This is a genomic window from Sphingobium wenxiniae, from assembly GCF_007830065.1.
Classification (GTDB): Bacteria; Pseudomonadota; Alphaproteobacteria; order Sphingomonadales; family Sphingomonadaceae; genus Sphingobium; species Sphingobium wenxiniae.
Genome location: NZ_VLKK01000002.1, coordinates 238411 through 257725 on the forward strand (window position 1 = coordinate 238411; position 19315 = coordinate 257725).

The following is a 19315-nucleotide window of genomic DNA, read 5'->3' on the forward strand; positions in this document are numbered from 1 at the left end:
GGATATCATCGCTTCTGGTGGTTCGCAGCGACTGCCTTCGCCACGGCCTGCATCAATTGCCAGCGGACCGGGATCGGCTCGGTCGTGCTGCCGATCATCACCGCCACGGCATAGCTGGTGCCGTCCGGCGCGGTCATGATGCCGATATCGTTGAAGCCGGTCGAGCGCGGCGCCAGATCCTGTCCCGTCCCGGTCTTGTGCAGATAATGCCAGCCCGGCGGAACGCCGCCCTTGATCCGTTGCGGGCCTGTCTTCGCCTCGCCCATGATGGAAAGGAGCGTGGCGGTGGAGGAAGCGGAGAGCATGTCCCCTTCCTTGAGCTTCGCCAGCGCCTGCACGATGGAGGCGGGGGCCGCGCCGTCCGGCGGATTGGCGAGATAATTGTCGAGCGCCTTCTTGCGGACCGCCATGGGCAGCTTCGCGCGGGCGGCATAGAAATTGCGGCCGATCGAATAATCCTGCCGCCAATCGAGGCCCGCCGTCGCCGATTGCAGCAGCCGTTCGCCGGGACCGAAGCGGATATTGCCGATGAAGCGCCGGGCCAGGAAACCGCGCACCGCGTCAGGCCCGCCGACCGCGCGGAGCAGCGCGTCGTTGCAGGTGTTGTCGCTCTGCGTCATCGCGCGGTTCATGAGGTTGCCGTAGGTCGTCGTCCAGCCGGTGGCGCCCACCATGGCGGCGCTCGGCTGGTGGAAGAGGGTGAGGTCCTGCCGGGTGATCGTGGCCGTGTCGGTCAGGCGCAGCTTGCCCCGGTCCACCGCGTCGAGAAAGGCCATGGACACCCAGAGCTTCGACACGCTCTGCTGCGGGAAAAGCTGGTTGCCGTTATGAGCGACGGTCCAGCCCGCGCCAACGCGGCGGACGGCGATGCCGACATGGCCGTTGAAGCTCTGCCCCAGATCGCGGATCACGCTGACGAGGGCGGGCGGCGGCGCTTCGCGCTGGTCGACGTCCTGATAGGGGCGCGGCGGATTGGCGACCGGACGGATCGGGAAAGTCGCTGTCGTGGGCTGGGGCCTGGTGGCGCGGGCCTGGGCGGGGGGCGGCTGGGGCGCGCTCACGCAAGCGGACAGCGCCGCGATCAACAGAACCAGCTTTGCGGAAATGATGCCGCCTTCAGGCCGCCTGCCTGGCCTTTTATCCTTCAAATTCATGAACGTCCCCGCAATCCAGGGCATTATCTAGGCACCCTCCATCCCATCGGCCGCAAGAATCATGCGACGAATGATTCCACAATTGCGATGTAAGGAGCCTGAACGGGGAACCCTTTGCCGCGCGCCGCTGCTCAGTTGCGGTTCAGGCCGGGGCCGCGATACATGGGAACATGATCGACAGACGGACATTGTTGCTGGGCGGGGGCGCGCTGCTGGCCGGTTTGGGCGCGGGCGGCGGCGCGGCGGCGGCGGTGGCTTTCGCTTCGCGGCGGATCGCCGTCACCGTTCGCGGCAGCGGACGGGACGTGCTGCTGATCCCCGGCCTTGCGAGCGGACCCGGCATCTGGAACGGCGTGGTGAGCGGTGTGGCGGGCTATCGCTGGCACCTCATCCATGTGCGCGGCTTTGCGGGGCTGGCGGCGGAGGACAATGCGAGCGGCGCGGTGGTGCAGCCGGTGGCGGACGAGATCGCGCGCTATGTCCGCGCGCAGGGGCTGGAGCGGCCAGCGCTGGTGGGGCACAGCATGGGCGGCACGCTGGCGATGATGCTGGCGCTCAAAGGCATCGGCGGCCGGGTGATGGTGGTGGACATGCTGCCCGCGGGCGCGGCGATGGTCGGCGGCACGGCGGGGGGCATGGGCTATCTGGCCGATCAGCTTGGGCAATATTTCACCGGGACGAAGGCCGGGCGGGCCTATCTGGCGCAGATCGTGGCGCAGGCGCCGGGCGCGAAGGGGAGCGATCCGGGCGTGATCGCGGGCGCCCTGCGCGATCTGGCCAATGTCGACCTTGGCCCGCAACTGGCCCGCCTGCCGGGGCCGCTGGAAGTGATCTATGCGGTGGGGAGCGACGCGGCGCAGGCCAAGGAGATCGGCGCGCGATTCCGCGCCGCCTATGCGCCGAGCAAGGACGCGCGGCTGGTGCCCATGGGGCCGAGCGGCCATGTGGTGATGGCGGACCAGCCCGCGCGCTTCCAGGCGACGCTTCGGGCCTTTCTGATGCGGTGAGGGCAGGTTTCGGCCATCCCGGCGAAGCCGGGATCTCACTTAGGCGGGGGCGCCTAAGAAAAGAGATGCCAGCTTTCGCTGGCATGACGGAAATGGCCAATAACAGATATCGCGCGGTCCACCATAACCGTTCGCGTCACGGCGCCAGCACGGTGTCGACCGCCTGCGGCAGCATGTCGGGATAGTCGAGCGTATAGTGCAGCCCCCGGCTTTCCTTGCGGTGGAGCGCGGAGCGGACGACGAGGCGGGCGACTTCCAGCAGGTTGCGAAGCTCGATCAGGTCCGGCGTCACGCGGAAATTGCCGTAATAGTCGTCCACCTCCTGCGCCAGCAGGGCGACGCGGTGCTGGGCGCGTTCCAGCCGTTTCGTGGTGCGGACGATGCCGACATAGTCCCACATGAAGCGGCGGATTTCCTTCCAGTTGTGCTGGACGATGACTTCCTCGTCGCTGTTGGTGACGCGGCTTTCGTCCCATGGGCGGATCGGCGGCGGGGCGGGGAGTTCGTCCCAATGGGCGCGGATGTGCTTGGCCGCCGCCTCGCCGAAGACGAAACATTCCAGCAGGGAGTTTGAGGCGAGGCGGTTCGCGCCGTGCAGGCCGCTTTCGGTGACTTCGCCCGCCGCATAGAGACCGGGCAGGTCGGTGCGCCCGTCAAGGTCGATGACCACGCCGCCGCAGGTGTAATGCTGGGCAGGGACGACGGGGATCGGCTCCTTCGTGATGTCGATGTCGAGGTCCAGCAGGCGCGCATGGATGGTCGGGAAGTGGTGCTTCACGAATTCCGGCGGCTTGTGGCTGATGTCGAGATGGACATAGTCGAGGCCGAGGCGCTTGATCTCATGGTCGATGGCCCGCGCCACGATGTCGCGGGGGGCGAGTTCGGCGCGGGGGTCGAAGCGGGGCATGAAGCGCTCGCCGCCGCCGGGGACGCCGGGGGGGAGCTTCAAATGCCCGCCCTCGCCGCGCACGGCTTCGGTGATGAGGAAATTCTTGACCTCCAGATTGTAGAGGCAGGTCGGGTGGAACTGGTTCATCTCCATGTTGGAGACGCGGCAGCCCGCGCGCCACGCCATGGCGATGCCGTCCCCGGTCGCGCCGCGCGGGGCGGTGGAGAAGAGATAGGTGCGCCCCGCGCCGCCGGTGGCGAGGATCGTCGCCTTGCCCAGCAGGGCGTCGACATGGCCGGTCTTCTTGTTGAGGGCGTAGACGCCCCAGACATGGCCGTCGCCCGAATATTTCTCGCCATGGCGCGAGGTGATGAGGTCGATGGCGATCAGGTCCTCGACCAGAGTGATGTTGGGATTGGCGCGGGCGGCCTTGAGCAGCGCGGCCTGCACCGCATGGCCGGTGGCGTCGTCGACATGGACGATGCGGCGGTGGCTGTGGCCGCCCTCGCGCGTCAGGTGCCAGCGTTCGCCGAAATCCTCGCCGGCGTTGAAGGGGACGCCGAGCGCGGCGAGACGCTCGATGGCGGCGGGGGCTTCGGAGACGACGAACTCCACCGTCCCGCGATTGTTGAGGCCCGCGCCCGCGATCATCGTATCCTCGACATGGGCGTCGAAACTGTCGCCCGCGTCGAGCACCGCCGCGATGCCGCCCTGCGCCCAGTTGGTCGAGCCGCCGTCGAGCGCGCCCTTCGCCAGCACCACGACCTTGCGGTCCTGCGCAAGATCGATCGCGGCGGTCAGGCCCGCCGCGCCGGAGCCGATGATGACGACGTCATGGGTGGTTATGGGCATCTTCTCGGTTCTTTTCTATCGGTCGTTCGTGCCGGGCAGGATCGGCGCGCCGAAGTCCCGTATCGAAGCGGCTATCCTTCGATACGCCGCTTCGACAAGCTCAGTGGCTACTCAGGATGAACGGGAATGAAAACCCCTCCAGGCGGAATTACGCCGCCGCCGTCAGGTGGAGGAACACATCTTCCAGATCCGGGTCGCGCGTCACTACATCGACGATGGAAAGGCCGCTCGCCTGGACGGCGGAGAGCACCTGTCCCGCATTGGCGCGGTTCTTCATATAGGTGATGGTGAGCGTGCGCGGGTCCGACAGTTCGACCTTTTCGAAACAGGCGGCGTCGGGGGCGGCGTCCAGATCGCGGTCCACCGTCACCTGCACCACCTTTTCCTGCGCCATGGCGATGAGTTCGCGGGTCGGCTTGTCGGTGATGAGGCGGCCGTGGTTGATAATGCCGATGCGGTCGCACAGCTCCTCGGCTTCCTCCAGATAGTGGGTGGTGAGCACGATGGTCACGCCCTGCGCGTTCAATTCGCGGACATAGGCCCAAAGCTGCTGGCGAAGCTGGACGTCGACGCCCGCGGTCGGTTCGTCGAGGACGAGGATGGGCGGGGAATGCACCATCGCCTTGGCGACCAGCAGGCGGCGCTTCATGCCGCCCGACAGGGTGCGGGCATAGGCGTTCGCCTTGTCCTCCAGATGAACGGCGCGCAGCAGTTCCATGGAGCGGCGGCGGTCCCTGGGCACGCCATAATAGCCGGCCTGATTTTCCAGCGTCTCAAAGGGCGTGAAGAAGGGATCGAAGACGATTTCCTGGGGCACGATGCCGATGCTGTTCTTGGCGTTGCGGGGATTCTGGTCGATGTCGAAGCCCCAGATGCGTGCGGTGCCGCTGGTCTTGTTGACCAGCCCCGCGAGGATGTTGATCGTGGTCGACTTGCCCGCGCCGTTCGGCCCCAGCAGGCCGTAGATTTGTCCGCGCGGGATGGCGAGGGAGATATTGTCGAGTGCGCGCTTGCCGCCCGCATAGACCTTGGTGAGGTTGGTGATCTCGATGGCGGGCTGGGAGGAAAGGTCGGTCATGGCGCTCCATATGGGGGATCGGGCGGCGCGGCGCAAAGGGGTTCAGAACTGGTCGGCGGCGTCCAGCAGGGCGGTGAGCTTCTTCGGGGCGACGGTGCGCCAGCTTCGCTGGAGGCGGTTCTCCACCAGATCCCAGTCCACCTCGCCAAGGTCGAGGCGGATGCCGACCCAGCCCGCCGGGCCGAGATAGGCGGGGCGGTAATAGAGATCGGGATCGCTGTCGATCAGCATCGCCTGTTCTTCTGGCGCGCTGGTCTTGACCAGCAAGGCGACGTTGCCGTCGCCATGATGATCCTGCGTGAAATAGGCGAATTTCTTGCCCTTCTCGATGCCGAAGCTGGACATTCCGTGGGACATGCCTTCGTCCGACCGGGGAAGGGCGAGGGCGCGCCGGCGGACCTGATCGAGCAGCCAGTCGGGGGAGCGTTCGCGCGTCACGAAGTCGGCGAGGACGCGGGGGTAAAGCTGATGCTCCGCGAAAAGGGTGCGGGCGGCGAGGCTCTCCGCCGTGTCGCCGGGGAGGATCGCGACCTGCGTTTGGCCCAGGACCGGGCCGTCGTCGAGGTCGGCGGTGACGATGTGGATGGAGCAGCCGCCATGGCGGTCGCCCGCGTCGATGGCGCGCTGGTGGGTGTCGAGGCCCTTATATTGGGGGAGCAGGCTGGGGTGGACATTGAGCATCCGGCCTTCCCAGCCCGCGACGAACTCCGGGGAGAGCAGGCGCATATAGCCCGCGAGCGCGACATATTCCGCCCCGGCCTTGCGGAGTTCGCCGTCGATGAGGGCGTCGAAGTCGGCGCGGTTCAAGCCCTTGTGGCTGTGGGCGAAGATGGGGACGCCCTCCGCCGCCGCGAGGGCGAGGCCGGGCGCTTGCGGGTTGTTGGAGGCGACCAGCACGACCTCATAGGGGCAGGCCGGATGCTTGGCCGCATAGAGCAGCGCCGCCATGTTCGAGCCGTGCCCGGAAATGAGGACTGCGACTTTGGCCTTGTGCATGAGGACTCTCCTCTCGCTTGCGGGAGGGGGACTTGATGGCTCAACCCAGATGCGTTGCTTTCCAGTCGGCCTTGGCGCTCCATGTTTCGGTGGAGCCTTTGACCGTGCAGCCCTTCTCGCCTGCTTCGACCGCGCCGATGCGCAAGACGGTTTCGCCCGCCGCTTCGAGGGCGGCGGTGACGGCGGCGGCTTCGCCTCCATCGACGGCCAGCACCATGCCGACGCCGCAGTTGAAGGTGCGCGCCATTTCGCCCGGCTCGATATTCCCCTGCGCCTGGAGGAAGGCCATCAGGCGCGGCTGTTCCCAGGCGTCGGCGTCGACGAGCGCGTGAGTGCCTTCGGGCAGGACGCGGGGGATGTTTTCCAAGAGGCCGCCGCCGGTGATGTGGGCGAGGGCGTTGATCCTGCCTTCACGAACGAGGGGAAGAAGCGACTTCACATAGATGCGCGTCGGCGCCATCAGCGCGTCGATCAGCAGCACTTCATTGTCGAACAAAGCGGGGCGGTTCAGCTTCCAGCCCTTGTCGGCGGAGAGGCGGCGGACCAGCGAATAGCCGTTGCTGTGCACGCCCGAGGAAGCGAGGCCCAGCAGCACGTCGCCCGCCTTCACCCTGTTGCCGGTCAGCGCCTTCGACCGCTCCACCGCGCCTACGCAGAAACCGGCGAGGTCATAGTCGCCGTCCGCATACATGCCGGGCATTTCGGCCGTCTCGCCGCCGATCAGCGCGCAGCCCGCCTGACGGCAGCCCTCCGCGATGCCCGCGATCACGCGCTCGGCGACGCCGCTCTCCAGCTTGCCGGTGGCGTAATAGTCGAGGAAGAAAAGCGGCTCCGCCCCCTGCACGATCAGGTCGTTGGCGCACATGGCGACCAGGTCGATGCCGACGCCGTCATGCCGGTCATGGTCGATGGCGAGCTTGAGCTTCGTGCCCACGCCGTCATTGGCCGCGACCAGCAGGGGATCGTCATAGCCCGCCGCTTTCAGGTCGAAGAAACCGCCGAAGCCGCCAAGCTCCGCGTTCGCGCCGGGGCGGCGGGTGGACTTGGCGAGGGGGGCGATGGCGCGGACCAGCGCATTGCCCGCCGCGATGTCGACGCCCGCCCCGGCGTAGCTGTAGGATTCGTTGTCGCTCATATCCGCGCGACTAGAGCAAAGCGCGGGAAAACGGAACGGGAAATGGGTTGCCGCTTGGCATATCGGGCAAATCCCGCCAAAAGGGCGCGCGTGAGCCTTACCCTTGCCCTTCGTCGTTGGACTGTATCGCCCCAACGCCTGCTTTCGTTCCTGTCGCGCCCCGCGCAGATCGTGGGAGCCATCGCGCTCGGCCTCGCGGCGGCGGCGCTTTTCGCGCAGATGGAGGGGGAACGCGGCGTTCCGCCCATCGCCAGCGGCGGCGATTTCGAGGTGCGCGACGTCAAGGTGGACGTCGCCGCCAAGGATGCCGACAGCGCCCGCAAGGCCGGGTGGCGGCTGGCGCAGCGGCAGGCGTGGAAGATGCTCTGGGCGCGCACCCATGGCGGCGCTGGCGCGCCGGGACTGTCCGATTCGCAGCTTGAGGGCATGATCTCCGGCATCGAGATCGAATATGAGCAGATCGGCCCGACGCGCTATGTCGCGACGCTGGGCGTACTGTTCGACCGCGCGCGGACCGGGCAGTTGCTGGGGGTCAGCGGCCATGTGATGCGGTCGCCGCCCCTGTTGGTGATCCCCGTGCTGTGGGACGGCGGATCGGCCGTGTCCTATGAACGGATCAATGCGTGGCAGGAAGCATGGGCGCGCTACCGCACCGGGGAAAGCGCCATCGACTATGTGCGCGTCGCGGGATCGGTGGCCGACCCCATCCTGCTGAACGCCGGGCAGACCGGGCGGCGCGGGCGGCTGTGGTGGCGCGTGCTGCTGGACCAATATGGCGCGGCGGACGTGGTGATCCCCATCGCGCGGCTGGAACGGCAATGGCCGGGCGGGCCGGTGCTGGGCAGCTTCGCGGCGCGCTATGGCCCGGACGACAGCCTGATCGGCAGCTTCTCGCTGCGCGCGTCCAATGACAGCGCGATCCCCAGGATGCTGGACGAAGCGGCGCGGCGGATCGATGCGCTCTATACCGCGGCGCTGAACGATGGCCGGCTGCGGCCCGACCCGTCGCTCATCATCGAGGAGCCGGTCGATCCCGATGCGCTGGCGATCGAGAATGCGGTCGACCTGCCGATCGAGACACTCGATGCCCCGGTGGAGAGCGGCATGGCCACGTTCGCGGTGCAGTTCGACACGCCCGATGTCGGATCGGTGGCGCAGGGCGAATCGCTGATGCGCGCCATTCCGGGCGTGCGCTCCGCCTCTACCAGCAGTCTGGCGCTGGGCGGAACGTCGGTGATGCAGGTGAATTTCGTGGGCGGCGCCGATGCGTTGCGCGCGGCCTTGCAGGCGCGGGGCTATACCGTGGCGGCGTCGGGCAACACGATCCGCATCCGCCGCGCCGCCGTGCCCGCCGCCGGAGCCGCCAGCGCCCCATGAGCCAGATCAGCCTGCCGTTCGATTGGGCGGGCCGGGGGAAGGGCGAGGATTTCCTGGTCAGCGACGCCAATCGCATCGCCGTCCGCCATCTGGAAAGCTGGCGCGAATGGCCGCTGTCGGTCAGCGTGCTGACGGGGCCGCCCTTGTCGGGCCGGTCCACGCTGGGACGGCAGTTCGCGGCGATGAGCGGCGGCACGGTGATCGACGACGCGCAGGGACAGGACGAACACAGGCTGTTCCATGCCTGGAACGAGGCACAGACGCAGCGGCGGCCCCTGCTGATGATCGGCCATGAGGCGCCCGTGCAATGGCCGGTGGCGCTGCCGGACCTGCGATCCCGCCTTGCCGCCGCGCCGCATGTCGCCATCGCGGAGCCGGACGAGGCGCTTGCCCGCGCGCTGATCGAGCGGTCGCTGGCGAGCGCGGGGGCGAGCTACGCCGCCGACCTGCCCGACTGGCTGCTGCGGCGGATCGAGCGCAGCTATGCGGGAATCGCGGCGGTCACGCGCCTGCTGGATCGGGCGGCATTGTCATCCGGGCGTAAGATTTCCGTCGCAATGGCGAAAGAGGCTCTGCAAGGGGCCGGTTTTCTGCCTATACTTCCGCCCGACCCTTCCCACTGATCCCATGCGAGACTTTTGTGGCCGAAGCTGATCCCTCCGCCAGCCTTACCCTGCCCGGCGACCGCTATTTCAACCGGGAGCTGAGCTGGCTGGGCTTCAACCAGCGGGTGCTGGAAGAAGCGATGAACCGGGCGCATCCGCTGCTGGAACGGCTGCGCTTCCTGTCGATTTCGGGCGCGAATCTGGACGAGTTCTTCAGCGTGCGCGTCGCGGGCCTCAAGGGGCAGCAGTTGCAGGACGTGGACATGCGTTCCGCCGACGGGCTGACCCCGGCGCAGCAACTGGCCGCGATCACCGATGAAACGGCGCGGCTGATGGCGGCGCAGCAGAAGGTATGGGGGGCGCTGCATGGCGAACTGACGCAGGTGGGAATAGAGGTGATCGGCCCATCCTGTCCGCTGGACCCCCATTGCGAAAGCTGGCTGCGCCATCATTTCCTGACGCAGATCTTCCCGATCCTGACGCCGCAGGCGCTGGACCCGGCGCATCCTTTTCCCTTCATCCCCAATCAGGGGCTGTCGATCGTCTTCGATCTGGAGCGCCTGTCGGACAAGCAGCCGATCCGCGAACTGGTGATGATCCCCTCCTCGCTCGCCCGCTTCGTCCGCCTGCCCGGCGATCCGGCGCGCTACATGGCGCTGGAGGCGGTGATCCGGCGCTATTCCGCCGACCTGTTCCCCGGATATCGCGTCCGCAACAGCGGCGTGTTCCGCATCATCCGCGACAGCGATATCGAGATCGAGGAAGAGGCGGAGGATCTGGTCCGCTATTTCCGCAGCGCGATCAAGCGGCGGCGGCGCGGGCGCGTGATCCGCATGGAGATAGAGGAACGCATCCCCGAGCCGGTCGAGGAGATGTTGCAGGACATGCTCCAGGGGCATGAGGCGTTCATCGCGGAGGTCGAGGGGTTCGTGGGCATCGGCGACCTGTCGGGCATCGTCGACGAGGACCGGCCGGATTTGAAGTTCGAACCCTATGCGCCGCGCTTCCCGGAACGCATCCGCGAATATGGCGGGGATTGCTTTGCCGCGATCCGGGCGAAGGATATCCTTGTCCACCATCCCTATGAAGCGTTCGACGTGGTCGTTTCGTTCCTGAAACAAGCGGCATCCGACCCCGATGTGGTGGCGATCAAGCAGACGCTCTACCGCGCGGGCAAGCAGTCCGCGATCATCCGCGCGCTGATCGACGCGGCGGAGGCGGGCAAGTCGGTGACGGCGGTGGTGGAATTGAAGGCCCGTTTCGACGAGGAGCAGAACCTGATGTGGGCCGACGCGCTGGAACGCGCGGGCGTGCAGGTGGTCTATGGCTTCATCGACTGGAAAACCCATGCCAAGGTGTCCATGGTCGTCCGGCGCGAGAGCGAGCAGTTCCGCACCTATTGCCATTTCGGCACGGGCAATTATCATCCGGTGACGGCGCGCATCTACACGGATCTGAGCTTTTTCACCGCCGATCCCGCTTTTGGCCGGGACGCCGCGGCGCTGTTCAACTACATCACCGGCTATGTAGAGCCGCAGAGCCTTGAAAAGCTGGTGATGTCGCCGCGCGACCTGCGGAACCGCCTGTGCGACCTGATCGACGCGGAGATCGAGCATGTCCGCGCCGGGCGGCCCGGCACGATCTGGGCCAAGATGAACTCCCTGGTCGATCCGGCGATCATCGAAAAACTCTATGCCGCCAGCAATGCCGGGGTCGAGATCGACCTGATCGTGCGGGGCATATGCTGCCTGCGGCCCGGCGTTCCGGGCATGTCGGAGAATATCCGGGTCAAGTCGGTGGTGGGGCGCTTCCTGGAGCACAGCCGCATCACCGTGTTCGGCAACGGCAAGGCGCTGCCCAACAACGGCGCGAAAATCTTCATCAGTTCGGCGGACTGGATGCCGCGCAATTTCGACCGGCGGGTCGAGTTCCTTGCACCCATCGAAAATCCGACGGTGCATGACCAGATCCTTGATCAGGTGATGGTCGCCAATCTGATCGACACCGAGCAAAGCTGGGAATTGTCGAGCGACGGCCACTATAGGCGGGTCGAGGCGGGCGACCGGCCCTTCAACCTGCACCGTTATTTCATGACCAATCCGTCGCTGTCTGGGCGCGGCGCGGCGCTGGACAGCGAGGCGGTGCCGACGCTGCGGCTGCGCGCGCGGGCAGGCTGATCCCCATGAATTCCATGCTGAGCCGCGTCAGGGAGGTTGCCCAAACCATGGTGACTTCTCCAGAACCTGCCACCGCGCGGACGGCGATCATCGACATCGGGTCCAACAGCGTGCGCCTGGTCGTCTATGACGGGCCGCGCCGCATCCCCTTCACCCTGTTCAATGAAAAGGTGATGGCGGGACTGGGCGCGTCGCTGGCGAAGACCGGGCGGATCGAACCGGAGGCGATGGAGCGCGGGCTGCGGGCCGTGGGGCGTTTTGCCCATCTGTGCCGCGAAATGAAGGTCGCCACCATACGCTGTGTCGCGACGGCGGCGGTGCGCGACGCGACCAACGGCCCGGAGTTCATCGCGCGGGCGCAGGCGCTGGGCCTGGACGTCGAGTTGTTGTCCGGCGGGCGCGAGGCGATCGGCGCGGCCTATGGCGTGCTGTCGGGCATTCCCGGCGCGGACGGCATCGTGGGCGATCTGGGCGGCGGCAGCCTGGAGCTGGCGCGGGTGCGGGACGGGGCGGTGCATCAGACGGTGTCGCTGCCGCTGGGCGTGCTGCGCCTGCCGCAGATCCGGGCCAGGGGGCCGAAGGCGCTGGAGCGGCTGCTGGCGAAGATGCTGGACAAGGCAGGCTGGACACCCGAGCCGGGCCTGCCCTTTTACATGGTGGGCGGGTCATGGCGCGCGCTGGCGCGGTTCGACATGCAGGCGACGCACTTTCCGCTGCCGGTGGTGCATCAATATGAGATGCCGGCCGAACGGGCCGCGCAACTGACGCGGATCGTGTCCCATGTCGGCAAGGCGCGGCTGAAGGAAATTCCGGCCATCACCGGATCGCGCGTGCCGACCCTGCCGGACGCGGCGGCGCTGCTGTCTGTCGTCGTGCGCCGGCTGAAGGCGGGCAGACTGGTCGTTTCGGCCTATGGCCTGCGGGAGGGATTGCTGTTCGAGGATATGCCCGCTTCCCTGCGCGGGCATGATCCGCTGCTGGTCGCGGCGGAGGCGGAAGGGGAGGCGCAGGCGCGCTTTCGCGGCCATGGCGACATGATCGAACGCTGGATCGCGCCGCTGTTCCACGACGATGATGCGGACGACCGCCGAATCCGCCGCGCTGCCTGCCTGCTGGCGGACGTCGGCTGGCGCGCCAATCCGGATTTCCGGGCGGAGCGGGGCGTGGAGATTGCCCTGCACAGCAATTGGGCCGGCATCACCGTGCCGGAGCGGGCCATGCTGGCGCAGGCGCTTTACAGCAATTTCGGTGGTGGGACGCAGGTTCCGGGCGGACTGGACCGCCTGGCTTCGCCCGAGGCATTGCAACGCGCCATGCTGTGGGGGCTGGCGATCCGTCTGGGCCAGAGGCTTTCAGGCGGCATGGAAGGACCGCTGGCCGTGTCCCGGCTGGATCGGAAGGGCGACGTGCTGGAACTGATCTTGCGGGGCGAGGACCGGGACCTGCTGGGCGAAGCGGTCGAAAGACGGCTCCGCCAGTTGGCGCACGCCATGGGCATCCGGCATCGCCTGACACCCTGACCGCTGCGCGGACCGGTGATGCGGACAAGGGGTTGGGTGGAGGGATGGACGTTGCGTAGGCCCTCTTTCTTCCATCACCCCAGCGAAAGCTGGGCTGACGGGGGAAATGCCTGCTTCCGGCCGGAAGCAATCCGTCGCGGGATCGGGGTTCGCGCACTGCATAAGCGCCGATGAAGCGGGGGGAGGGGCCGCGTAAACTTGCGGTGGCGGTCCTTTATCCTTATGCGCGCGCGCATGGACAATAAGCACGCTCCCGATCCCGCGCTCCTCGCGAAGGCCGAAACCCTTGTCGAGGCGCTGCCCTATATGCAGCGCTATGCGGGCAAGACCTTTGTGGTCAAATATGGCGGTCATGCCATGGGCGATCCCGAAGCCGCGCGCGACTTCGCGGAGGATGTGGTCCTCATGAAGGCGGTTGGCATCAACGTCGTCGTCGTCCATGGCGGCGGGCCGCAGATCGGCGCGATGCTCAAGAAGCTGGGCGTCGAATCGCGTTTCGTCAACGGCCTACGCGTGACCGACGCGGAAACCGCGCATATCGCCGAAATGGTGCTGGCAGGTTCCATCAACAAGGAAATCGTCGGCTGGATTTCCGGCGCGGGCGGCCGCGCGGTCGGCATTTCCGGCAAGGACGGCGGGCTGGTGCTGTGCGAGAAAGTGGGCGGTTCCCGCGCGCCCGATCCCAATAGCGGGATCGAGCGGCATGTGGACCTGGGCTTCGTCGGCGATCCGGTGAAGGTCGACCGCCGCATCCTCGACACGCTGTCGGGGGACGGCATCATCCCGGTGGTCGCGCCCGTGGGCATCGGCGCGGACGGCCATACCTATAATGTCAACGCCGACACCATGGCGGGCGCGATCGCGGCGGAGTTGGGCGCGTCGCGCTTTTTCCTGCTGACCGACGTGGCGGGGGTGCTGGACAAGGAAGGGCAGCTCCTCACCGATCTCGACCCGCAGGCGATCAGGGGATTGCAGGAGGACGGCACGATCAGCGGCGGCATGATCCCGAAGCTGGAAACCTGCGTGAAGGCGGTGGAAGGCGGGGTGGACGCCGCCGTCATCCTGGACGGGCGGGTGCCCCATGCGATGCTGCTCGAAATCTTCACGGATCGGGGCGCGGGCACGCTGGTCCGCCGCTGAGACAGGCTTTCCGGCGACAGCAAGCGGCCGTTGGCGGAATAAGCGGTGCTGGCGGCTTGTCGCGTGGCGTCTGCCTCGGCTAGAGCAAACATCCAGCATATCGGAGACTTCATGGCCTACGCGCTCTATCAGATCATCGTCATCCTGCTCGACGTGTTGTGGTGGGTCATCATCATCCAGGCCATCATGAGCTGGCTGATCGCCTTCAACGTCATCAACACCCATAGCGACGTGGTCCGCACCATCATGATCGCGCTCGACCGGATCACCGCGCCGATATACAATCCGATCCGTAAGGTTATGCCGGATCTGGGCGCGCTCGACCTGTCGCCGATGGTGGTGCTGCTGGCGATCCTCATCATCCGGCAGGCGATATTGCCGCCGCTGTTCGGGCTGGTGTGACCGTCTGGAGTCGCGACGGTGACGACCTGCTGCTGCGCGTCAGGCTGACGCCGGGCGCGGCGCGGGAAGAGATTGGCGGCGTCTGGACGGATGAGAAGGGCGCGCTTTGGCTGAGTGCCCGCGTGCGGGCCGTGGCGGAAAAGGGCAAGGCCAATGCCGCGCTGGTCGCTTTGCTGGGCAAGCGGCTGGATTGGCCCAAAAGCGCGATTTTAGTGGAATCGGGCGACACCAACCGGCTAAAGCGGCTGCGGATGAAGGGCGCCGGCGAAGCGGCGGCGCTCCAGCGTCTTTCCGCCATGATCGAGGAGCAGGGACAGGCATGACCATCGGCAAGATCATCGACGGCAAGGGCTTCGCGGCCGCGCTGCGGGCGCAGGTGGCCGAAGGCGTGGCGGCCTTCGCGGAAAAGACCGGGCGCAAGCCGGGGCTGGCCGTGGTGCTGGTGGGCGAGGACCCGGCAAGCTCGGTCTATGTCCGCAACAAGGGCAAGATGACGCTCGCGGCGGGCATGGAAAGCTTCGAGTTCAAGCTGCCCGCGACCATCGGCGAGGAAGAACTGCTCGACCTGATCGAGGAACTGAACGCGGACGAGCGGATCGACGGCATATTGTGCCAGTTGCCGCTGCCGAAGCATATCGACGAGGCTTCCGTGATCGCCGCGATCAGCCCGGACAAGGATGTGGACGGGTTCCATGTCGTCAATGCGGGGCGGCTCGCGACGGGGCAGGAGGCGCTGGTGCCCTGCACGCCACTGGGCTGCATCATGCTGCTGAAGGACGAGCTGGGCGAACTTGGCGGACTGGAAGCCGTGGTGGTCGGGCGCTCCAATATCGTGGGCAAGCCGATGGCGCAGTTGCTGCTCGCGGAAAACTGCACCGTCACCATCGCGCACAGCCGCACCCGCGACATCGCCAGCGTGGTGCATCGCGCCGACATCGTGGTCGCGGCGGTCGGGCGCGCGGAGATGGTGAAGGGCGAATGGATCAAGCCCGGCGCGACCGTGATCGACGTTGGCATCAACCGCGTGGTCGATACCGAGGACGGCAAGAGCCGGATCGTGGGCGACGTCGCGACCGCCGAAGCGCTGGCCCATGTGCGCGCCATCACGCCGGTGCCGGGGGGCGTCGGGCCGATGACCATCGCGGTGCTACTGCGGAACACGCTGGTCGCGGCCCATGCGCGGGCGGGGTTGCCCAGGCCGGAGGGCTTGTGAAGGCACGCGCGGCGCTCCTGCTGGCCAGTGCGTTCGCGCTGGTCGGCGCGCGCCCGCCGATGCGGTTCCAGCCCGATCCCAGTTCCGTGATTGCGGCGGAGATCGCCTTCAACCGGCTGGCGCAGGCGAAAGGGCAATGGACCGCCTTTCGCGAAACCTCAGCGGAGGATGCGGTGATGTTCGTGCCGCAGCGCGTGTTGGCGAAGGAGTGGCTCAGGAAACAGGCCGATCCGCCTGCATCGGTGCAATGGTCGCCGTCCATCGTCTATGTGTCGTGCGACGGGCGGCTGGCGGCGAGCACGGGCAACTGGAAGCGGCCGGACGGATCGATCGGCTATTTTACGACCGTCTGGCGACGCGACAAGAAAGGCGCGTGGAAGTGGATCATGGACCATGGCGACACGCTGGCCAGTCCGCGGGAAGCGCCGGAATATCTGACCGGCAAGGTCGCAACCTGCAAGCGGCGCGGGCCGGGCGAAGGGCAGGCGGCGCCTGACGTCTCGCCGCCGAGGCGCAAGGGCAATGCGCCGCCGTCCGTGCCCGTGGACGAAAGCCTGACCTGGTCCGCCGATGTGGCGGGCGACGGCAGCCGCCATGTCACCGTGCGGATATGGACCGGGGCGGATTATGAAACGGTGATCGACGACAGGGTGGGAGCGCCGGCATCATGAGCGAGCTTTTCCTTTCCGCTTTCGTGACGCTGTTCGTGGTGATCGACCCGCCGGGCTGCGCGCCGATCTATGCGAGCCTCACCACTGGCGCGAGCGCGGCGCAGCGGTGGAGCATGGCGATTCGCGCGGTGGGCATCGCGGCGGCGATCCTGTTGATCTTCGCCCTGTGGGGTAAGCAGTTGCTCCATATCCTGGGCATCGAGCTGGACAGCTTCCGCATCGCGGGCGGGATCATGCTGTTCATGATCGCCATGGACATGGTGTTCGAAAAGCGAACCGAGCGGCGGGAGAATCGCGCACAGAAGGTCGCCGAGACGCCGCAGGTGGAGGACGTCTCCGTCTTTCCCATGGCGATGCCGATGATCGCGGGGCCGGGTTCCATCGCGACGGTGATGCTGATGATGTCGCGCGCCGAAGGCATGACCGAAAGGCTGGTGGTGCTGGGCGCGGTGGGGCTGACGCTGGTGATGATGCTGGGATCGCTGCTGGCGGCGGGGCCGATCATGGCGCTGCTGGGGCAGAAGATCGAGGCGGTGATTACCCGTTTGCTGGGCGTGCTGCTGGCGGCTTTGGCGGCGCAGTTCGTGATCGACGGGCTGAAATCGAGCCTTTGAAATGCGGGTTCGAGCAGCCATTCCCGTTTGAAAGAAGGGCCGGCCAAGACCGCCTTTCTTCTCCAGGCTCCCGCCGCTCAGCGCCGTGTCATCGTGCTCCGCGCGATCTTGCCGACCAGCGGCAGCATTCCCCGGTAGTTCCCCCGATGATAGGGCGAATCGGTCTCCAGCGTGCCGATCAGGCGGCGGTGCGCCTCGCCCAGCGCATGATAAGGCACGCTCGGCAGCAGGTGATGCAGCGCATGGTAGCGCAGCCCCACCGGCGCCCAGATCGCGGCCAGAGGCGAAGGGGGCGGCACATTGACCGAATCGAGATATTGCGCCGTCACCGTCATCGCGTCGCCCTCATTCTCCCAGAGATGGGCGACCAGCGTGCGGAGCTGGTTGATGACGGTCATGCCCGAATGCACGGCCATATAGACCAGCAGCGGCTTCCACCCGAAGACGAACACGCTGCCCACCAGCGCCAGCGCGAAGATGCAGGCGCCCGCTTCCTGCCACGCCCATTGCCGCGCGAACGCGCCTTCGGGCGGACGGCGGCGATAGGCGGGGTTGATCGACAGCGCCGAATATTGCTCCTGCACCACGCGGCGCAGCGGCGGGACGAGGACCGACAGCGGCGTCAGCACACCAAAGCGCAGGATAAGGCCGACAGGCGCCAGCGCCGCCACGATGATGAACAGCGGCAGCGACCAGGGCTTCATCAGCGCGAGCGGCAGATATTCCGGGTCCTGCCCCGTGCCGTAGCGGGTGCGGGCATGATGCTGGGTATGCACCTCCTCATAGAGGAAGGAGGGGATCATCAGCGGGATGCCGACCAGCAGATTCCATGCGAAGCGGAAGCCCGGAAGCGCGCCCGCGCGGATATGCGTCAGCTCATGGATGAAGCTCGCCGCGCGATAGAGCGCCAGCATCGCCACCAGTCCCGAAGCCACGGCCAGCGCCGTGCTTCCGAACAGCATCGCCCCCGCCAGCGCGGCATAGCCCAGCAGCGCGGACGCAAGGAAATCGGGCCAGTAGATCGCGGGATTGGCGGTCGACAGCGTGCGCGTCAATTCAGCGGCGGCGCGCAGCATCGCCGCGTCGTCGGGTATCGGCTTGCGGGCCTGCGCTTCGGGCATCCGGTGCCCGGTGGCAAGAACGGGGTCATGCACAGTCATGCTGGCCTTCCTAAAGATCAAATGCGCTGAGATCGTGGCAGCAACGTGACATATTCGCCCCGTTGCGGCCATGGCGGACGGTGACAACCGATTGACAATCGACGCCCAAGCGTCGAACTGCTCCGCTTCCTCTCAGCGAAAGCGGTCAGCCGTGGCGTCTCATGATCTGGTGATTTCCCCCGTCTCTTCCAAGAGCGAACTGAAGGCGTTCGTCGATCTGCCGTGGCGGCTTTACGTCGAGGACCCGCATTGGGTGCCGCCGCTCAAGAGCGAGGTCCACGGTATCATCAGCCCCGCCAGGAATCCCTTTTTCGATCATGCCGAGGCGCAATATTTCCTCGCCCGGCGCGGGCAGAAGGTGGTGGGGCGCATCTCCGCGCATTTCGACCGCCTGGCGCATTCCATGCCGGCGGAGCAGGGCATGGGGCCGGGCGCCGGCAATTTCGGCCTGTTCGAGGCGGGGGATGCGGAAATCGGCGCGGCGCTGATCCGCGCGGCGGAAGGCTGGCTGCGGACCAAGGGCATGACCCGCGTGGTCGGCCCGATCTCCCTTTCCATCTGGGAAGAGCCGGGGCTGCTGATCGAGGGGTTCGACCATGCGCCCACGGTGATGATGGGCCACAACAGCCCCGCCTATCGGGCGATGATCGAGGGCGCGGGCTATCGGCCGGTCAAGCAGCTCAAGACCTATGAACTCGACATCACGCAGGAATTCCCGCCGCTGATCCAGCGCATCATCGCATCGGGCGAGAAGAATGCCCGCATCCGCATCCGGCCCGTAGACAAGTCGAAATTCGACGAGGAAGCCGCCGTCATCCTGCGCATCCTCAACGATGCATGGGGCAATAATTGGGGCTTCGTGCCGATCACTGACCATGAGGTCGAACATTTCGGCAAGCAGTTGAAGCCGATCGTGCGCGAAGACCTTATCATGGTCGCCGAACTGGAAGGGGAGCCGGTGGCCTTCATGATCACGCTGCCCGATCTCAATGAAGCGATCCGGCCGCTGAACGGCTCGCTTTTCCCCTTCGGCTGGGCGAAGCTGCTCTGGTGGCTGCGCAATCCCCAGGTCCGGACCATGCGCGTGCCGCTGATGGGCGTGGTCCAGCGGTTGCAGGCGTCGCGCCTCGCCAGCCAACTCGCCTTCATGATGATCGAATATATCCGCCGCAACGCGGTCGCCCGCTATGGCGCGAGCCGGGGCGAGATCGGCTGGGTGCTGGACGACAATCAAGGCATGAACGCCATCGCCGACGCCATCGGGAGCAAGGTGAACAAGGTCTACCAGATCTACGAAAAGGCGCTTTGACGCCCTTTCCGGGCTT

The 19315-nt window shown here is 66.7% G+C and carries 18 protein-coding genes; 12 read left to right on the forward strand and 6 right to left on the reverse strand.

Features of this window, described 5'->3' with window-relative positions; translation table 11 throughout:
- Positions 1-5: 5 nt before the first annotated feature.
- A complete protein-coding gene (locus IQ35_RS03560) occupies positions 6-1154 on the reverse strand; it encodes a serine hydrolase (RefSeq protein ID WP_145071991.1) in 1149 nt (382 codons plus the stop codon).
- 170 nt (positions 1155-1324) lie between these two features.
- On the opposite strand from IQ35_RS03560, the gene IQ35_RS03565 reads away from it, so the two are divergent.
- The gene (locus IQ35_RS03565) at positions 1325-2161 is read left to right on the forward strand and encodes an alpha/beta fold hydrolase (RefSeq protein ID WP_145071992.1); all 837 of its coding nucleotides are present in this window, start codon (positions 1325-1327) and stop codon (positions 2159-2161) included.
- A 136-nt stretch (positions 2162-2297) separates the two neighbouring features.
- Here IQ35_RS03565 and nadB read toward each other — a convergent pair whose 3' ends face one another.
- The 4 genes from nadB to purM all read right to left on the reverse strand — a co-directional run bounded on the left by nadB (position 2298) and on the right by purM (position 7111).
- On the reverse strand, positions 2298-3902 hold the full coding sequence (gene nadB / locus IQ35_RS03570) for an L-aspartate oxidase (RefSeq protein WP_145071993.1): 1605 nt from the start codon (positions 3900-3902) through the stop codon (positions 2298-2300).
- Between the two features lie 148 nt (positions 3903-4050).
- The gene (locus IQ35_RS03575; protein WP_021245808.1) at positions 4051-4980 is read right to left on the reverse strand and encodes an ABC transporter ATP-binding protein; all 930 of its coding nucleotides are present in this window, start codon (positions 4978-4980) and stop codon (positions 4051-4053) included.
- Between the two features lie 42 nt (positions 4981-5022).
- Positions 5023-5976 carry a phosphoribosylglycinamide formyltransferase gene (purN, locus tag IQ35_RS03580; protein WP_145071994.1) on the reverse strand — a complete coding sequence of 318 codons (954 nt, stop codon included), beginning with the start codon at positions 5974-5976 and terminating at the stop codon, positions 5023-5025.
- 40 nt (positions 5977-6016) lie between these two features.
- Positions 6017-7111: a phosphoribosylformylglycinamidine cyclo-ligase gene (purM, locus tag IQ35_RS03585; protein ID WP_145071995.1), complete on the reverse strand. Its 1095-nt coding sequence runs from the start codon at positions 7109-7111 to the stop codon at positions 6017-6019.
- Positions 7112-7153: 42 nt separating this feature from the next.
- On the opposite strand from purM, the gene IQ35_RS03590 reads away from it, so the two are divergent.
- The 10 genes from IQ35_RS03590 to IQ35_RS03635 all read left to right on the forward strand — a co-directional run bounded on the left by IQ35_RS03590 (position 7154) and on the right by IQ35_RS03635 (position 16830).
- A complete protein-coding gene (locus IQ35_RS03590; RefSeq protein ID WP_021245805.1) occupies positions 7154-8488 on the forward strand; it encodes a hypothetical protein in 1335 nt (444 codons plus the stop codon).
- Positions 8485-9111 carry a P-loop NTPase family protein gene (locus IQ35_RS03595; protein ID WP_021245804.1) on the forward strand — a complete coding sequence of 209 codons (627 nt, stop codon included), beginning with the start codon at positions 8485-8487 and terminating at the stop codon, positions 9109-9111. The genes IQ35_RS03590 and IQ35_RS03595 overlap by 4 nt, the downstream gene beginning before the upstream one ends.
- Before the next feature lie 17 nt (positions 9112-9128).
- On the forward strand, positions 9129-11270 hold the full coding sequence (locus tag IQ35_RS03600) for an RNA degradosome polyphosphate kinase (protein ID WP_145071996.1): 2142 nt from the start codon (positions 9129-9131) through the stop codon (positions 11268-11270).
- A 5-nt stretch (positions 11271-11275) separates the two neighbouring features.
- Positions 11276-12790, forward strand: coding sequence for a Ppx/GppA family phosphatase (locus IQ35_RS03605; RefSeq protein WP_145071997.1), 1515 nt, complete (start codon positions 11276-11278; stop codon positions 12788-12790).
- A 222-nt stretch (positions 12791-13012) separates the two neighbouring features.
- Positions 13013-13930: an acetylglutamate kinase gene (argB, locus tag IQ35_RS03610; RefSeq protein ID WP_021245801.1), complete on the forward strand. Its 918-nt coding sequence runs from the start codon at positions 13013-13015 to the stop codon at positions 13928-13930.
- Between the two features lie 111 nt (positions 13931-14041).
- Complete coding sequence (locus IQ35_RS03615) at positions 14042-14332, forward strand: YggT family protein (RefSeq protein WP_021245800.1); 291 nt, start codon at positions 14042-14044, stop codon at positions 14330-14332.
- Positions 14329-14655: a DUF167 domain-containing protein gene (locus IQ35_RS03620; RefSeq protein WP_145071998.1), complete on the forward strand. Its 327-nt coding sequence runs from the start codon at positions 14329-14331 to the stop codon at positions 14653-14655. The genes IQ35_RS03615 and IQ35_RS03620 overlap by 4 nt, the downstream gene beginning before the upstream one ends.
- Complete coding sequence (folD, locus tag IQ35_RS03625) at positions 14652-15545, forward strand: bifunctional methylenetetrahydrofolate dehydrogenase/methenyltetrahydrofolate cyclohydrolase FolD (protein ID WP_145071999.1); 894 nt, start codon at positions 14652-14654, stop codon at positions 15543-15545. The genes IQ35_RS03620 and folD overlap by 4 nt, the downstream gene beginning before the upstream one ends.
- Positions 15542-16216 carry a Cif family virulence factor gene (locus tag IQ35_RS03630; RefSeq protein ID WP_145072000.1) on the forward strand — a complete coding sequence of 225 codons (675 nt, stop codon included), beginning with the start codon at positions 15542-15544 and terminating at the stop codon, positions 16214-16216. Before folD ends, IQ35_RS03630 begins: the two co-directional genes overlap by 4 nt.
- Positions 16213-16830, forward strand: a complete 618-nt coding sequence (locus tag IQ35_RS03635) for a MarC family protein (protein ID WP_145072001.1) — start codon at positions 16213-16215, stop codon at positions 16828-16830. Before IQ35_RS03630 ends, IQ35_RS03635 begins: the two co-directional genes overlap by 4 nt.
- 77 nt (positions 16831-16907) lie before the next feature.
- Here IQ35_RS03635 and IQ35_RS03640 read toward each other — a convergent pair whose 3' ends face one another.
- The gene (locus tag IQ35_RS03640) at positions 16908-17990 is read right to left on the reverse strand and encodes a fatty acid desaturase family protein (protein ID WP_031291582.1); all 1083 of its coding nucleotides are present in this window, start codon (positions 17988-17990) and stop codon (positions 16908-16910) included.
- A 151-nt stretch (positions 17991-18141) separates the two neighbouring features.
- Between IQ35_RS03640 and IQ35_RS03645 the strand changes: the two genes are divergently transcribed.
- Positions 18142-19299 (forward strand): N-acetyltransferase, encoded by a 1158-nt coding sequence (locus tag IQ35_RS03645; protein ID WP_145072002.1) that lies wholly within the window; start codon positions 18142-18144, stop codon positions 19297-19299.
- The last annotated feature ends 16 nt before the right edge of the window (positions 19300-19315 follow it).

Excerpts from the sequence above, each read along its gene's own strand:
- IQ35_RS03640 (WP_031291582.1), bottom strand. The coding sequence starts at position 17,990 with ATGACTGTGCATGACCCCGTTCTTGCCACCGGGCACCGGATGCCCGAA.
- IQ35_RS03595 (WP_021245804.1), top strand. The coding sequence starts at position 8,485 with ATGAGCCAGATCAGCCTGCCGTTCGATTGGGCGGGCCGGGGGAAGGGC.
- IQ35_RS03590 (WP_021245805.1), top strand. The coding sequence starts at position 7,154 with ATGGGTTGCCGCTTGGCATATCGGGCAAATCCCGCCAAAAGGGCGCGC.
- purM (WP_145071995.1), bottom strand. The coding sequence starts at position 7,111 with ATGAGCGACAACGAATCCTACAGCTACGCCGGGGCGGGCGTCGACATC.
- argB (WP_021245801.1), top strand. The coding sequence starts at position 13,013 with ATGCGCGCGCGCATGGACAATAAGCACGCTCCCGATCCCGCGCTCCTC.
- IQ35_RS03565 (WP_145071992.1), top strand. The coding sequence starts at position 1,325 with ATGATCGACAGACGGACATTGTTGCTGGGCGGGGGCGCGCTGCTGGCC.
- IQ35_RS03605 (WP_145071997.1), top strand. The coding sequence starts at position 11,276 with ATGAATTCCATGCTGAGCCGCGTCAGGGAGGTTGCCCAAACCATGGTG.
- IQ35_RS03560 (WP_145071991.1), bottom strand. The coding sequence starts at position 1,154 with ATGAATTTGAAGGATAAAAGGCCAGGCAGGCGGCCTGAAGGCGGCATC.
- purN (WP_145071994.1), bottom strand. The coding sequence starts at position 5,976 with ATGCACAAGGCCAAAGTCGCAGTCCTCATTTCCGGGCACGGCTCGAAC.
- nadB (WP_145071993.1), bottom strand. The coding sequence starts at position 3,902 with ATGCCCATAACCACCCATGACGTCGTCATCATCGGCTCCGGCGCGGCG.
- IQ35_RS03635 (WP_145072001.1), top strand. The coding sequence starts at position 16,213 with ATGAGCGAGCTTTTCCTTTCCGCTTTCGTGACGCTGTTCGTGGTGATC.
- IQ35_RS03575 (WP_021245808.1), bottom strand. The coding sequence starts at position 4,980 with ATGACCGACCTTTCCTCCCAGCCCGCCATCGAGATCACCAACCTCACC.
- IQ35_RS03615 (WP_021245800.1), top strand. The coding sequence starts at position 14,042 with ATGGCCTACGCGCTCTATCAGATCATCGTCATCCTGCTCGACGTGTTG.
- folD (WP_145071999.1), top strand. The coding sequence starts at position 14,652 with ATGACCATCGGCAAGATCATCGACGGCAAGGGCTTCGCGGCCGCGCTG.